Source organism: Pyxidicoccus sp. MSG2 (genome assembly GCF_026626705.1).
Lineage (GTDB): Bacteria > Myxococcota > Myxococcia > Myxococcales > Myxococcaceae > Myxococcus.
In genome coordinates this window covers 3,487,925-3,501,457 of sequence record NZ_JAPNKC010000001.1, presented here as the reverse complement: position 1 = coordinate 3,501,457, position 13,533 = coordinate 3,487,925, and the positions used below count along the sequence as shown (strand labels likewise).

Sequence of the window (13,533 nt, the reverse complement as noted above, 5' to 3'; positions counted from 1 at the left end):
GCAGGGAGGCGGCCGGCCCGGGCAGGGAAGGGACCGAGCAAAGCGGCGCCGGTCCTGGTATCTCGCGGGGCCATGTCCACGCTGACCATCGAGACCACCCGCTCGGGGCTGGTCGAGTCCGTCCACGCCGTGTCCGTCGCGGTGGTGGACACGGAGGGCTCGCTCGTCGCGCAGGCCGGGGACCCGCGGCGCTTCACCTGGTGGCGCTCCGCGGCCAAGCCCTTCCAGGCGCTGCCGCTCGTGCAGGACGGCGCGGCGGACCACTACGGCTTCGGCTCGCGCGAGCTGGCGCTGGCGTGTGGCTCCAACTCCAGCGAGCCGATGCACCGGGCGCTCGCCGCGTCCATGCTGCGCGCGTGCGGCTGTGAGGAGCACCAGCTCGCCTGCGGCCCGCACCCGCCGCTGTCGCAGTCCGTCGCGGACGAGGCGCTGCGCGCGGGCGTCGTCATCACCCCGCGCTGGAGCAACTGCTCGGGCAAACACGCCGGCATGCTCGCGCTGGCGCGCCACCACGGCTGGGCCACGCAGGGCTACGAGCGCGCCGGCCACCCCGTGCAGGAGCGCGCCCTCGCGGAGGTGCTGCGCTGGACGGGCCAGTCCCGCGACGCGGTGAAGCTGGGCGTGGATGGGTGCACGGCGGTGTGCTTCGCGCTGTCGCTGAGCGCCATGGCCACCTCCTATGCGCGCTTCGGCGTCTCCTCGGAGCCCGCGGCGCGGCGGCTGCGCGAGGCCATGGTGGCGCACCCGGAACTGGTGGCGGGCACCGGGCGGCCGTGCACGGACGTCATGGCGGCGGCGCGGGGCGCGGTGGTGGCGAAGGTGGGCGCGGAGGGCATCTACTGCGCGGCGTTGCCGGCGCTGGGGCTGGGCCTGGCGCTGAAGGTGGAGGACGGGGACGGGCGCTGCTCGCCTCCTGCCCTGCTGTCCGTGCTGCGGCAGGTGGCCGGGCAGCGGGGGCTCTCGCTCCCCCTGGCGGACCTGAGGCACCATGCGGAGCCGGTGCTGCGCACCACCCGTGGCGAGCCGGTGGGCGAGCTGCGGGCCACCGGCACGCTGCGCTTCCACTGAAGACCCCTCTCGGACGACTTGAAGGAGCACGTCATCATGCGCCGACGCCGCAAGGGCCATGGGAAGGGCCGCGACACCACGGTGGCCCGCTTCGCGCAGGGCCGCGCCAACGAGGCGGTGGTGCTGGCGGAGAGCTCGCTGGTGGGCGAGCGCCGGGTGTCCTTCCTCCGCCTCGCCGTGCTGGGGTTGCTGGCGTTCACCCAGGGCATCCTCGCGGAGCTGACCGGCGAGTCCTACCGGCCGGTGATGGACTGGGAGCGCAGGCTGGCCATTGGCGCCTACGCGCTGTTCGCCCTCACCGCCTTCATCGTGCTGCGCTTCCAGAAGCCGCATGCCAACAAGGCCCGGTGGTTCCCGCTGCCCACGACGGTGGTGGACACCGGCTTCTTCTCGTACATGGCGTGGCATACCTGGGATCGGGTGAGCCACTTCGACGCCGGGATGCTCGCGGCCAGCCTGGGCATGGTGCTGGCCTTCTCGGTGGCGCGCTACTCGTGGCTGCACGTGCTGCTGTCCACGACGCTCTCGTCCGCCGCGTACGCGCTGCTCGCGTGGATTACGAGTCACGGCTCCCCGGCGCGCGTCAGCTTCGTCGTGTTCTGCTACGTGGCCCTGGGCGCGCTCATCGCCCTGACGAACGCGGAAGTGGGCGGCATGTTCCTCAACCTGCGCCGCCGCGACAGCCTGTCCCGCTTCCTGCCGAAGCAGGTGGTGGAGCGGGTGATGCAGCTCGGGGACGTGTCGCTGGAGCCGGTGCAGCGCGAGGTGACCATCCTCTTCAGCGACATCCGTGACTTCACCGCGCTGAGTGAGACGCTGCAGCCGCGCCAGGTGCTGGAGTTGCTCGACGAGTACTTCGGGCACATGTCCCATATCGTCATGGCGCGCGACGGAATCGTGAACAAGTTCCTCGGTGACGGGATGCTGGCGTGCTGGGGCGTGCCGGACCACCGCGACGACCACGCGGAATTGGCCATGCGCGCGGCGCTCGACATGCGGGCGCGGCTGGAGGAACTCAACGCGCACCGCGAGCAGCAGGGGCAGCCCCGGCTGCGCATCGGCATCGGGCTGCACACCGGCGTGGTGGCGGCGGGCATGCTCGGGGGCGCCGAGCAGCACGAGTACACCGTCATCGGTGACGCGGTGAACCTGGCCTCGCGCGTGGAGGGGCTCACCAAGGAGCTCGGCGTGGACATCCTGGTGAGCGAGAGCACCTGGCGGCAGGGCGGCGGACGCTTCGCCGGAGAGCGCCTGACGGAGACGCACGTGAAGGGCCGGCGCGAAGCGGTGGTCGTCTACACGCTCGAGGGCCGGCTCCCCGCGGAGGAGGCGCAACCCCTCGTCCCGGTCATCCCGGCCGTCGCCGGCACCTAGCCGGCCGCGGCTCGCGCCAGGGTGGGCTCTCCGAGAGGAAGCCGCCGCCGGTCGTCCGAGCCGCATGGGCGCGTCGTCGCCGCGCCAGGGTGGGCTCCCCGCTCGAAGCGTCTCTGACGCGTCGCCGGACCGGAAGGTCGCGGGCCGCATCCACGCGCGGTGGACGCGGCCCGTCCTTCTTCACCGGGTCACGCTGCCAGCCGGGCCGCGGGCGCGCCGCCCGCCGTGGCGCGGGCGTGCAGGTCCCGCTTCAGCCCCATCGCGAACAGGGCGAGCGTGAGCAGGTACACGGGCTCGATGAAGAAGAGCAGCGGCCCGCCCAGGGACAGGCCGTGGGTCTTCTTCTCGAAGACGACGTGCGCGCCCACGACGAGCGCGAAGCGCACCACCATGACTCCCACGGCCACGCCCGCGGCGGTGCTTCCAGGGAGGCCCGCCACCGACTGCGCGGCGACGAGCGTGGGCACCAGGGGCAGTGCCATCAGCAGCCCCGCCGTCCACTCCAGGGAGACGGCGTAGAGCGCCACGGCCACCACCAGCGCGTGCGCCGCGGTGAGCTCCAGGCCCCCCACCGGCACGCGCACCAGGCTCAGCGGCACCAGCAGGGCAAAGGTGAACATGTACGCGCCCACGAAGTGCACGGCGCGGCTGACGCCGTTCTCATGCAGGGGCATCCAGGCGCGCAGCTTGTCGGCGAAGCTCATGGGCGTGGCACTTTCAGGCGCGGACCGGTGCGGCGACCGGCTGCACGGGCTTGAGGACGTAGTCCCCGAAGAGTACCGCGACGAAGAACAGCGGGCCCACCAGCGCGTGGACGAGGTTGGTGAGGAACGAGGGCGACTTCTTCTCCCAGACGCTGTGCCCGGCGAGCTGCACCAGCCAGCCGAATACGGCGATGCCCACCACGCTCCACGTCGGGAGCATGCGGCCCACGGGGAAGCACGCGGCCATGAACAACACCACCATCAGGCCCAGCTTCACGTCGGCCCGCAGGTACCAGATGGCGGACAGCGCCCACGCCACCATGCCCAGCGTCAGCACTCCGCCCGGCAGCACCGGCACGGCCACCAGCCTCACCCAGTCCAGCATCGTGACGATGTGCAGGATGATGAGAGGGATTGCGACCTTGTGCGTGAGGCGGTTGGTGGGGTGCTGGTGCGAGGAATAGTACTCGTCGAAGAGGGCGACCACCTGGGGCTTGAGCATGCGTCCTCCGGGGGAAAGCGAATGCGGGACGTGTACGGTAGGTGAAGTCGCCCAGGGTTTCCTGGCCGCACGCGCCAATCTCCTGGCAGCGGACGCCAGCCCGTGAGGCTCAGCCCTCGGCGCCCTCGCGCCAGACGCGGGGCGTCATTCCCGTCCAGCGCTTGAAGGCGCGGTCGAAGGTGCTCAGCTCCGCGTAGCCCAGGAGGAAGGCCACCTCGCTGACACCCAGGTGCGGGTCCTTGAGGTACTGGAAGGCCAGCTCACGGCGCACCGTGTCGACCTCGTCCTGGAAGGAGGTGCCGTGCTCGGTGAGGCGGCGCTGGAGGGTGCGGAGGCTGACGTGGAGCCCCTTCGCCACGTTTCCCACCTGGGGCGTCCCTTCCTGCAGGAAGGCGCGGATGGCCTCGCGCACGCGCTGGACGAAGTCGGGCACCGGCGGACCGGGAGGAGGGCCGGCGGCCGGCGGCGGTGTCCCGGCGGCGCGCTCCAGCACGGAGAGGAGGACGGGGTCGGCGCCCACCACGGGCATGTCCAGGCTGGCCGCGTCCAGGGTGAGGGCGTTGAGGCCGCCGCCGAAGGCCGGGGTGACGCCGAAGTGCTCCCGCAGGGGGCGCACGTCCATGGGAGCGGGGTGGGCGAAGGCGACGGCGCGTGGATTCCACGGGCGCTCGGTGAGTTGGCGGCCCACGTGGACGAAGAGGGCGAGGCCGTACTCGCTGGCGTGGCGGCCGTAGGCCAGCGGCTCGCCGGGGATGCCGTAGGCGAAGGTGCCGCTGCCGTCATCGGCGCCCTGGAAGGACGCGTGCCACGCGGGCTCCAGAAGCGCCATGTACCGGGCCAGCGCGCGGAAGGTGTCGCGCACCGTGGGCGAGGCCCGGGCGATGTACTCCACCAGGCCGTAGGTCCCGCGCGGCACCCGCTGCGCCACGTGCAGGCCGAGGAACGCGTCGCCGGAGAGCGCCTCCGCGGCGTCGAGGAAGGCGTGCAGCGTGGCCAGCGGGAGGCTGACCTCGGGCAGGGACGCGGCGTTGGCGGGGAGGCCGAAGCGCTCCACCAGCGGCGCCGGGTCATGCCCCGTCGCGCGCAGGTACGCGAGCAGCGGGCCCACGAGCTGGGACCGGACGTCTGCCGGGGGCCTGGAAGGAGTCTGCGTCTCCACGCGGGCGGGACGCTACCCCGTCCCGGGCGCGGGGCCCAACGTGGCGAGGATGTACGGCGCGGAGCCCCTATACTCAGGCCTCACGTGGATGTCCGGGCCGTGGTGCCGGGATGTCCACTCACGGGAGTGATTCGCGTCCATGGACAACCTGGCCCACTCGCTCGTCGGTGCGTGGATGGCGGAGGCGGGGCTGAAGCGGACCACGCCGCTGGCCACCGCGACGCTCGTCATCGGCGCGAACCTTCCGGACGTGGATGCCGTCATCGCCTTCGCGGGCTCGGACGCGTCGCTGTACTGGCGCCGGGGGTGGACGCACGGTGTGCTCGCGCTGTCCCTGTGGCCCTTCGTGCTCACGGGGCTGATGCTGCTCTGGGACAAACACGTCCGCAGGCGGCGGCACCCGGAGTTGGCGCCCGCGCGCTTCGGCCCGTTGCTCGTGTGCTCGGTGCTGTCGGTGCTCAGCCATCCCGCGCTGGACTGGCTCAACACGTACGGCGTGCGGCTGCTGATGCCCTTCGACGGGACGTGGTTCTACGGGGACGCGCTCTTCATCATCGACCCGTGGGTGTGGCTCCTCGCGGGGGCGTCGGTGGTGATGGCGGATGCGCGCACGCGCCGCTCCATCGCGGGCTGGCTGGTGCTGGGCGCCGCCACCACCGCGCTCATCACCATTCCCGCCTTCGTGCCCTGGCCCGCGAAGGTCCTGTGGAGCGTGGGCGTCATCGCCATCCTGTGGCTGCGCTTGCGTGGCACGCCCGCGGTGTCGGCGCAGCGCGTGGCTACGGTGTGCGGCGTGGCGCTCGTGCTGTACCTGGGCGCCATCCTGGTGGGCTCGCAGGTGGCGGCGCCGGGCGCGCTGGCGTGGCTGCGTGAGCAGAACCTCCCGGTGGAGCGCACCATCGCCGGCCCCATTCCGGCCAACCCCTTCGTGCGGGACATCATCGCGCTGGCGCCGGACCGCTATCATTTCGTCAGCGCGGACTTCCTGGAGGCGAAGGACAACCGCTTCCACTTCAGCGGCCCGAGCCAGCCGCGAGAGCCCAATCCCAGCCCCGTCATCCAGGCCGCGCTCGCCGCGCCGGAGATTCGCGGGCTCGCCAACTGGCTGCGCCTGCCCACGTATGACGTCGCGCAGACGGCGGACGGCTGGCGCGTCACCATCCGTGACGTGCGCTACTCGCGCATGCAGAGCGGTGGGCTGGGCACCGCCGTGGTGGAGTTGGACCGCGACCTGCGGCCCGTGCGCACGCGGACGCGCGAGTAGGGCACCCCAGGCTGGGCGCTCGTGGTGTCCCCGTGAGCGGAACGCTGTCGGGCCAGGCACTCGGGGTGGATACGCACCCTCCCTGATTGAGTGGACCTTGAATCGGCACCCTGGCGCCGAAATCCCCGGGATTTCCGTCCGGCCTTCCTTCGCGCCTACACTCGGGCGCATGCGGCAGTCGGGGGAACACATGACACAGCAAGAGCCTCAGGCCGAGGCGCAGGTCCTGGACGCAGAGCCAGCCAGTGGTCGCGGGGCGAGAATCTGGCATGCATTCCGGGTCACGCTTGGCGCCTTTCTGTTCATCGTCGCGGTGGGAGTCCTGGCGGTGTTCTACGTGGGAGCCGCCCTGCCATGGGAGTGGCCCGGAGAGCTTCAGACGTACCTCAAGGAAGGCAAGCTGCCGCCGAAAGCCGGAGCGGCCACCCAAGGCAATGCGGCACCGGGAACCAACGTAGCCACCCAAGGCAGTGCGGCACCGGGAACCGAGGTCGCCACACAAGGCAATGCGGCACCGGAAGTCGAAGCGCCATCGCCAGGCAAAGCCCCCTCACAGGAGAACCACAAGCCGAGCGGGACGGGCGTGCTCCTGGTCTTCGTGGTCTCGGTGCTGCTGGGGATGCTCTGCTTGCGACAGGAACTCCAGGGCGAGCGGACGTTGTGGGGACTGGTGCTGGTGGCCATGATCTTCGCGGCCCTGTCGAGCAACCTGCTTCCGCGGTACGCGTTCTGGACCTGGACGCTGTCGGCGCTACCCGCCTTGCTGGTCATCCACCACGGGCTCTACCTGGGGCTCATCAAGCCCCGCCTCATCTCGCAAGGGGTGATGAGGAGCGACGCGTTCAGCCTTCGCGACCAGGCCAACTTCAAGGAAATGGTCGAGGCGAATGACCGTTACTTCAACACGAGCAACATCGCGCTGCGCTATGGGCTGCCAGCCCTGGCCATCATCGCCATGGGAGCTGTTGCCTCCTATGTCCTCAACCCCGTCTCGGAGGGCGCGCTCAACGTCGTGCTCGTCAGCAAGGATGGGACGGCGTGGATTTCCAACCGCACGCTGGAGGCCGCGCGCCTGGGCGCGGTGGGCTCGTACGTCTACGTGCTCCTGTATCTGGGCCAGCGGGGCTTCCGTCATGACATCACCAGCGGCGCGGCGCTCTGGTGCGCGGTCACCATGGCGCTGGGGCCCCTGATGGCCGCGGCCCTGTCGAAAATCTGGGTCGCGGGGTTGGGAGGCAGTGGCGAGTCCGCGGGGTGGGGCACTCAGGCCGTGTACCTGGGGGTGGGCATGGCGCCCCGGTATGTGGCGCAGGCCATCGCACGGCAGGCGCAGCGAATCGGAAAGGACCCGGCGTATGTCCCGCCCGATCGGTCCATGCCGCTCGCGATGATTCGCGGCATCACGCCGCAGATAGAGGAGCGGCTCCAGGAGGAGGGCATCCACGACGTGGTGGGCATGGCGATGGCGGACCCTCTGCGGCTCCAGCGCAACACCAACTTCGACAAGCACCAGATTCTCGGGTGGATTGACTTCGCCCTGCTGGCCCAGGCGCTGCCCGAGGCTTGGGAGAACCTGGAGAAGAAGGGCCTGCGCGGCGCCAGGGACCTCGTCTGGTACGTCACTGGCGCCGTCGAAGAAAAGGCAGCGGGTCTCAATGAGCTGGCAACGACGGATGGCCTGAGTCCGAACATCCTTCGGAACGTGGCCCAGCGTCTGTTCCAGGATGCCCAGGCCCAGCGAATCCAGTTGCTGTACCAGCTCGTGGATGATGGCGAGGACACCCGCGCCCGTGAGGCGTCCGCGCGTGCCGCGCGCCCCGCCACCGAGACGCTGTCCACCAGTATGGGGCGGCTGCCCGAGGCGCCACAGGAGAAGCCCACTGCCGGTGGCGTGGCGGTGGAGACCGCGGTGGCCTCCACCCCCACGAAGCCGAATGCGCCCAAGCAGTAGTGGGACCTACCGCTTCAAATCGATGCGCACCCACTCGCCCTGCTGGTCACCCGCCAGCACGGTGAAGCCCAGGTTGCGGTAGGCCGCCTCCACGTCGGCGCGCTGGTGCGCCAGCACGCCCGCGAGAATCGCCCGGTCCTTCACCTTGGGCGCAATCAGCGGCGCCAGCTCAATCAGCGTGTTCGCCAGGATGTTCGCCAGCACCAGGTCGAAGGTGCCCTCCACCGCCGTCAGTTCCTTCCCCGACACGTCGATGTCCGGCGTCCCGTTGTCCGTCAGGTTCTCCCGCGCGAGCTCCACCGACGTCGGGTCGTTGTCAGTGCCCACCACGCGGCCCGCGCCCAGCTTCTTCGCGGCGATGGCCAGCACGCCCGTACCCGTGCCCACGTCCAGCACGCTCGCGCCGGGGTGGTCCTTCATGTACGCGTCCACCGCCGCCAGGCACAGCGCCGTCGTCGGGTGGTCTCCCGTGCCGAACGCCATCTTCGGCTCAATCACCAGCCGCACCGAGTCCGCGGGCGCGTTCGCCACGTCCCACGGCGGCCCCACCCACAGCCGGCCCACGTGCACGGACTTGATGAGCGACTTCCACTGGTTGCTCCAGTCCTGCTGCGGCTGCTCCTCCAGCCCCACGCGGGCGTCGGGCCACGTGTCCTGCACCTCGGCCTGCGCGGCCTCGGCGGTATCGCGGTCCTCGAAGTAGCCGATGACGATGGCCTCGCCCGGCTTCGGGCCGCGGACTCCCGGCATCGGGGGCGTCTCGCGATCCCTCACTTCGAGGCCTAGTGCACCCGACTCATGGAGGAGATCCTGTGCGGCCTCCGACGCTTCCTCGGGCAACTCCACTGTGAGTGACAAATAGGTCTGGGACATGCGGGCCGTTTAATCCCCCTGTGCCTAGCGTGGAAGCGCCGTGAGAACCGTTTCCGTTTTGTGGCCCCTTGTCTGCCTGACCGCCTGCTCTGGCCCTTCCGCGCCAGACGCGGCTGTCTGTCAGGATGTCGTCAACCGGCTGTGCCAGACAGCCACCTGTCCCGGCGTGGGCCCGCAGCTCGCCCCGGGGTCGGACTGCCAGTTCTCCCTGGAGGAGCGCACCGGGTGTGGGGCGGAGGACTTCGCCTTCACCGCGCCCTCGCGCGAGCGCTTCCTGGACTGCCGCGAGCTCTTGCTGAGCAACGGCACCACCACGGAGACGCCCACGTCGTGTGACGACGCCGTGCGCTTCCTCAACCAGTGCCAGGACGTGGCGGGCTTCTTCCGGGAAGAGGGAGGTCAGCCATGAAGCGGCTCGGCGCGGCGGTGCTCGTCCTCGCGGTGGGGTGCGCGCCCCTGGACATGGAGCGGCGCACCGAGCGCGGCCCCGTGGTGCGCACCTACACCCAGCAGAAGGTGTTGGGAGAGCGGCTGGCCTACGCGCGAGTCGACGCGCAGTGGCCGCGCCTCACCCTGCACTTCACCGCGGCGGACGTCTGCCGCACGGAGTACCACGAGGAGTACGCGGACAACGTCATCACCACGTACTCCTCGCGGGGCGCGGCGGCGTCGGTGAGCACCGGCGGCATCCTCACGGCCCTGGGCGGAGGCCTGGTGCTGGGGCGCTCGCTCTTCTCGGACGAGCCGCACACGAGCGCCATCGACCGTGAAGGCTACTACGGCGCGTCCAACCGCAAGCTGGCCACCGCGTGGGGCGCGGGGTTCCTCATCCTCGGGGTGCCCGCGCTGGTGTCGGGCCTGGTGATGCTCTCCAAGAGCGGCGAGGTCCACGAGACGCGCAAGGGGGATGAGATGGTGGCCCTGCGCGAGCTGCCCTGCCAGCACACGCCCGTGGACGGCATGGTGGAGCTGGCCGGCGGCCATGGTCCGCCACCCGCGCCCCGCCTCACGTCCAACGGGACGCTGGTGCTCACCGCGGAGGAGATGCGCGAGGAGTCCTTCACCGGACTGCTGCTGGACGGCGAGCCCGTCACCCTCCAGGAGGACGGTGAAGACACGCTGGAGACCTTCCGCACCTGCGCCATCCTGCTGGCGCAGCCGGTGGCGCCGGATGCGCTGGCCCGCGAGGCGCAGGAACACCCGCACCGGCTGCGCATGAAGCGCGGCCTCGTGCACATGTGCTCCGCGCTTCCCGGTGCTCCGACGGGCGCGCTGCTGGACGCGCTCGACGTGGCCCTCGGCGCTGAATAGGCGCCTGCCTCCGAGCCAACACCCGCGTCGACACGCGGTGGACACCCGCTACCCCTGCTTCACGAAGCACCGTTCGCTAATCCACGCACCTGCCCTCCGGTACGGCGTGGAACCCGAAACCCATGTCCACCGTTCATTCCGGGCGTGGTGGGCGGCGGCGGCGAGCGGACGTGCACGCATTGGGGAGCACGGGTCCGCACAAGGTCTCACAGCTCGGGGGGCTGGGGCGGGGGCGTCGGCGCGACGTACTCGAAGCAGGTTCCTGTCCCCCGCAGCGGGTCCACGGCGGTGCAGCCGTTGCGGAGTGCCGATGCGAAGTCGCCCTGGGGGTTTCACGCTCATCGAGATGGTGGTCGTCCTCGCCATCCTCGCCATCCTCGTCACCCTGTCCGTCATGGCGCTGGGCGTGCTGCCCGCGCGGGCGCGGATGTCCGGCGGTGTGATGGAGCTGAATGCCGCGCTGTCCGCGGCGCGCGCGCACAGCCTGGGCCGTGGAGTGCGCACGGCGGTCATCATCGACACGGCGGAAGGCGCCCCGGGGACGGACGCACGCATCCGCTTCTGGACGCTGGTGGACCCGTGGTTCCTGCTGGATGAGTCCATGGCGGAGCACCCGCGCTGGCGTACGCCGGAGGAGCTGGTGCCGCCGCTGCCCGCGCCCTCCGGTGCCGCGTTCCGCGTGCTGGACGCGGGCCACTTCGGCGACGCCGTGCGCCTGGCGCCCAGGGGCTTCCGCTCGCTGGCGAGCCCTCCCATCCAGGCGAGCTGTGGCGATGCGGGCGCGCCCTCGGTGGAGCTGGCTTCGGGCAGCGCGGATGGCTCCTGGGCCTTCCCGCCGCCGTTCTGCCAGGTGCCCGACAACGCGCCCTGCACCTTCTGCTCGCCGTCCGGGGGCACGGTGCGCGGCGCCATCCTCTTCGAGCCGGACGGGCGCGTGGCGCTCCTCGATGCGGAGGGGCGGGAGGATGCGCGCGGCGCGGGCTCCATCGTCTTCGGTGGGCGTGCCGAGGGCGCCGACGTGCGCGCCCTCGTGCTGCTGGGCACCGGCCTCATCCGCTCCTTCGACGGCCACCCGTGACTGCCATGACTCGCAAGCCCTCACGCCGGAGCGCCGGCTTCACGCTCATCGAGGCGATGATTGCCTCCATCGTCTTCATGCTGGGGATGACGGGCCTGCTCGGCGCCATCATCCAGGCGCGCACCTCCACCGCCGCCGCCCGCCGCCACGTGCATGCGGTGGCCGTGGCCACGGACCTGGTGGCGCAGGTGCAGCTCTGGGGGTACGACGACGCGCGGCTGGTGCCCTCGGGCTCGCCGTGCGCGGAGGACCCCACCGACGCGGCCGGCCTGCTGTTGGACGCGGCGGCTCCCGGACATGCCGCCTACGTCGCCTGCCTCCATGGCGAGGCGCGGCTCCACTCCCAGCCGTGGCACGGGCTGCCGGAGTCGGACTTCCCCGTGGGCGCCGGCCAGTGGGACCGCTACCGGCGCTACTTCGTCGTCACCGAGGTGGACGCGGAAGGGCAGCCGGTGCCGGCGGCGCAGGCGCACTCCGGTGCGCGCAAGGTGGTGTGGGTGCTGGTGACGTGGAACGACGGCCGCACCGTCCGCCGCGTCACCAGCCAGGTCATCAAGTTCAACCCGGTGTCGCTCACGGGAATCGGCGGGGGGCGGTGATGCGCGCTCGGCGGGGCTTCACGTTGATTGAGATGTTGATTGGCACCACGGTGGCCATGCTCACCGTGCTCGCGGTGGCGGCGGCCTTCATCGCCTTCGCCCGGGGCGTCTACACGCAGGAAGGCATCCGGGGTGGGCAGGCCGGCATGCGCCAGGCGCTGCATGATTTGACGCGGCAGCTCCGCATGGCGGGCTACGGCCTGGAGCCCGCGTATGCCTTCGGCCTGCCGGACGACTGGGCGGGCTCGGGGCCCAACGCGTCGGACCGGCTGGTGGTGCGCTCGCGGGACTTGATGTTCAGCGCCGCCGTCGCGGAGCAGGGAGGCGCTTCCGCCGGGAGCATCAGCGTGGCGTCGCTGCCCGTGTCGCTGCGGCGGGGGCAGGTGCTCCAGGTCGTCTGTCCCGGGGCCATGCGCTGGGGCTATGGCCGGCTGTCCGAGGACGTGGCCGCGTCGAATGGCCCCACCGTGCTGCCGCTGGACCCCGCGACGGGGACCTTCCCCGACCTGGGCACGGTGTTCGACGAGCCCTGCTTCGACGGCGCGGCGGGGCTGCCCGCCCGCGTCTTCAAGGTGGACGTGCACGACTACTCGGTGCGGCTGGTGGACGACGACGGCCTTCCGGGCACGCCGCCCCGGCCCTACCTGTTCCGCGCGCACGGACTGGGCGCGCGGCCGGACGCGGTGGGCGAGCCGGTGGCCGAGGGCATCGAGGCCCTGCGCGTCACCTTCCTGCGGGAGAACGGCGACGCCTTCGTGCCCCGGTGGGACGTGGCCCATCCGCCACCCGATTACGAGACGCCGGCGGGCTCGCCGCTGCGCCGCAACGACAACCCGGCCAACGTGCGCGCCGTGCGCCTGCGTCTGGTGGCACGCGCCTCGCTGGCGGACTCCGTGCTGCGCGAGGCGGGGATGGAGGCCCGCATCCCCGCCATGGCCGGAGAGACGGCGTTGCCCGCGCCGGCCGGCTTCCGGCGCTTCCTCTACGAGACGACGCTCGTGCCCCGCAACCTGCGCTCCACGGAGATGCCGCTGCCGGCCTACTCCCAGGACACCACCACGCCCGGCGCATGCACGGGCCGCATGCCCGCCGACGGGCTCCTCTGTGCTGGAGGCTGAACCATGAAGCGCACGTCCTCTCCCCGGGGCTCGGTGTTGTTGTTGGTCGTCATCCTGCTCGCCGTGGTGACGGTGCTGGCCATGGCCGCCATCGGCTTCTCCGGCGCCGAGCGCGGCGCGGCCAGCAGCTTCCGCTCCAGCGAGGAACTGGTGGCCTGCGCCGACGCTGGCCGCCAGTACCTCTTGTCGCGCTTCCGGCTCATCGGAAACTCACCCACGCAGCTCACACCCACGGACCAGCGCCTGGACCTGGCGGGCCTGCCCGGGTGCAACGGCAGCGTGTCCGGTGACGACGCGCGCTGCATCCGCAGCGGGCACGTGGGCGAAGTGCCCACCGTCAGCGGCGTGCGACTGGTGCCGCAGGTGACGCACGGCCGCCGCTCCAGCGCGAGAGACCTCACCAATGTCGTCGCTCCCGCCTCTGGCCTCGGCGGGCAGACCTACCAGGTCATCGTCCACTGCCTGGACGCCCGAGGCGCGGAGAGCGAGGTCGAGTTCACCCTCCGCTTCGGCCTGTAGCTCCCATTCCTTC

Annotated in this window: 14 protein-coding genes; 10 read left to right on the top strand and 4 right to left on the bottom strand. The window is 71.4% G+C overall.

Annotated features, from left to right (window positions below):
• Positions 1-72 precede the first annotated feature (72 nt).
• Together OV427_RS13190 and OV427_RS13185 are read left to right on the top strand one after the other, a co-directional pair.
• The gene (locus OV427_RS13190; protein ID WP_267856443.1) at positions 73-1,068 is read left to right on the top strand and encodes an asparaginase; all 996 of its coding nucleotides are present in this window, start codon (positions 73-75) and stop codon (positions 1,066-1,068) included.
• A gap of 36 nt (positions 1,069-1,104) precedes the next feature.
• Complete coding sequence (locus OV427_RS13185; RefSeq protein ID WP_267856442.1) at positions 1,105-2,442, top strand: adenylate/guanylate cyclase domain-containing protein; 1,338 nt, start codon at positions 1,105-1,107, stop codon at positions 2,440-2,442.
• Positions 2,443-2,630: 188 nt separating this feature from the next.
• On the opposite strand, the gene OV427_RS13180 is transcribed toward OV427_RS13185, so the two are convergent.
• The 3 genes from OV427_RS13180 to OV427_RS13170 form a co-directional block, all read right to left on the bottom strand.
• A complete protein-coding gene (locus OV427_RS13180) occupies positions 2,631-3,146 on the bottom strand; it encodes an Mpo1-like protein (protein WP_267856441.1) in 516 nt (171 codons plus the stop codon).
• Between the two features lie 13 nt (positions 3,147-3,159).
• Positions 3,160-3,648 carry a DUF962 domain-containing protein gene (locus OV427_RS13175; protein WP_267856440.1) on the bottom strand — a complete coding sequence of 163 codons (489 nt, stop codon included), beginning with the start codon at positions 3,646-3,648 and terminating at the stop codon, positions 3,160-3,162.
• Positions 3,649-3,757: 109 nt separating this feature from the next.
• Positions 3,758-4,807: an AraC family transcriptional regulator gene (locus OV427_RS13170; RefSeq protein ID WP_267856439.1), complete on the bottom strand. Its 1,050-nt coding sequence runs from the start codon at positions 4,805-4,807 to the stop codon at positions 3,758-3,760.
• Positions 4,808-4,946: 139 nt separating this feature from the next.
• On the opposite strand from OV427_RS13170, the gene OV427_RS13165 reads away from it, so the two are divergent.
• Both OV427_RS13165 and OV427_RS13160 read left to right on the top strand, forming a co-directional pair.
• Positions 4,947-6,071, top strand: coding sequence for a metal-dependent hydrolase (locus tag OV427_RS13165; RefSeq protein WP_267856438.1), 1,125 nt, complete (start codon positions 4,947-4,949; stop codon positions 6,069-6,071).
• 583 nt (positions 6,072-6,654) lie between these two features.
• Entirely contained in the window at positions 6,655-8,022 is a 1,368-nt protein-coding gene (locus tag OV427_RS13160; protein WP_267856437.1) for a hypothetical protein, read from the top strand.
• A 6-nt stretch (positions 8,023-8,028) separates the two neighbouring features.
• Here OV427_RS13160 and prmA read toward each other — a convergent pair whose 3' ends face one another.
• Positions 8,029-8,895, bottom strand: a complete 867-nt coding sequence (gene prmA / locus OV427_RS13155) for a 50S ribosomal protein L11 methyltransferase (protein WP_267856436.1) — start codon at positions 8,893-8,895, stop codon at positions 8,029-8,031.
• Positions 8,896-8,935: 40 nt separating this feature from the next.
• Between prmA and OV427_RS13150 the strand changes: the two genes are divergently transcribed.
• The 6 genes from OV427_RS13150 to OV427_RS13125 all read left to right on the top strand — a co-directional run bounded on the left by OV427_RS13150 (position 8,936) and on the right by OV427_RS13125 (position 13,520).
• Complete coding sequence (locus OV427_RS13150) at positions 8,936-9,304, top strand: hypothetical protein (RefSeq protein ID WP_267856435.1); 369 nt, start codon at positions 8,936-8,938, stop codon at positions 9,302-9,304.
• Positions 9,301-10,206, top strand: a complete 906-nt coding sequence (locus tag OV427_RS13145) for a hypothetical protein (protein WP_267856434.1) — start codon at positions 9,301-9,303, stop codon at positions 10,204-10,206. Before OV427_RS13150 ends, OV427_RS13145 begins: the two co-directional genes overlap by 4 nt.
• Before the next feature lie 310 nt (positions 10,207-10,516).
• Positions 10,517-11,284: a pilus assembly FimT family protein gene (locus OV427_RS13140; RefSeq protein ID WP_267856433.1), complete on the top strand. Its 768-nt coding sequence runs from the start codon at positions 10,517-10,519 to the stop codon at positions 11,282-11,284.
• A 5-nt stretch (positions 11,285-11,289) separates the two neighbouring features.
• Positions 11,290-11,883, top strand: coding sequence for a type IV pilus modification PilV family protein (locus OV427_RS13135; protein WP_267856432.1), 594 nt, complete (start codon positions 11,290-11,292; stop codon positions 11,881-11,883).
• The gene (locus tag OV427_RS13130) at positions 11,883-13,001 is read left to right on the top strand and encodes a PilW family protein (RefSeq protein WP_267856431.1); all 1,119 of its coding nucleotides are present in this window, start codon (positions 11,883-11,885) and stop codon (positions 12,999-13,001) included. The genes OV427_RS13135 and OV427_RS13130 overlap by 1 nt, the downstream gene beginning before the upstream one ends.
• A gap of 3 nt (positions 13,002-13,004) precedes the next feature.
• Positions 13,005-13,520 (top strand): hypothetical protein, encoded by a 516-nt coding sequence (locus OV427_RS13125; RefSeq protein WP_267856430.1) that lies wholly within the window; start codon positions 13,005-13,007, stop codon positions 13,518-13,520.
• The last annotated feature ends 13 nt before the right edge of the window (positions 13,521-13,533 follow it).

Bases quoted from the DNA above. Each gene is read 5' to 3' on its own strand.
- OV427_RS13190 (WP_267856443.1), top strand. From the start codon at position 73: ATGTCCACGCTGACCATCGAGACCACCCGCTCGGGGCTGGTCGAGTCC.
- OV427_RS13185 (WP_267856442.1), top strand. From the start codon at position 1,105: ATGCGCCGACGCCGCAAGGGCCATGGGAAGGGCCGCGACACCACGGTG.
- OV427_RS13180 (WP_267856441.1), bottom strand. From the start codon at position 3,146: ATGAGCTTCGCCGACAAGCTGCGCGCCTGGATGCCCCTGCATGAGAAC.
- OV427_RS13175 (WP_267856440.1), bottom strand. From the start codon at position 3,648: ATGCTCAAGCCCCAGGTGGTCGCCCTCTTCGACGAGTACTATTCCTCG.
- OV427_RS13165 (WP_267856438.1), top strand. From the start codon at position 4,947: ATGGACAACCTGGCCCACTCGCTCGTCGGTGCGTGGATGGCGGAGGCG.
- prmA (WP_267856436.1), bottom strand. From the start codon at position 8,895: ATGTCCCAGACCTATTTGTCACTCACAGTGGAGTTGCCCGAGGAAGCG.
- OV427_RS13145 (WP_267856434.1), top strand. From the start codon at position 9,301: ATGAAGCGGCTCGGCGCGGCGGTGCTCGTCCTCGCGGTGGGGTGCGCG.
- OV427_RS13140 (WP_267856433.1), top strand. From the start codon at position 10,517: ATGCGAAGTCGCCCTGGGGGTTTCACGCTCATCGAGATGGTGGTCGTC.
- OV427_RS13135 (WP_267856432.1), top strand. From the start codon at position 11,290: ATGACTCGCAAGCCCTCACGCCGGAGCGCCGGCTTCACGCTCATCGAG.
- OV427_RS13130 (WP_267856431.1), top strand. From the start codon at position 11,883: ATGCGCGCTCGGCGGGGCTTCACGTTGATTGAGATGTTGATTGGCACC.
- OV427_RS13125 (WP_267856430.1), top strand. From the start codon at position 13,005: ATGAAGCGCACGTCCTCTCCCCGGGGCTCGGTGTTGTTGTTGGTCGTC.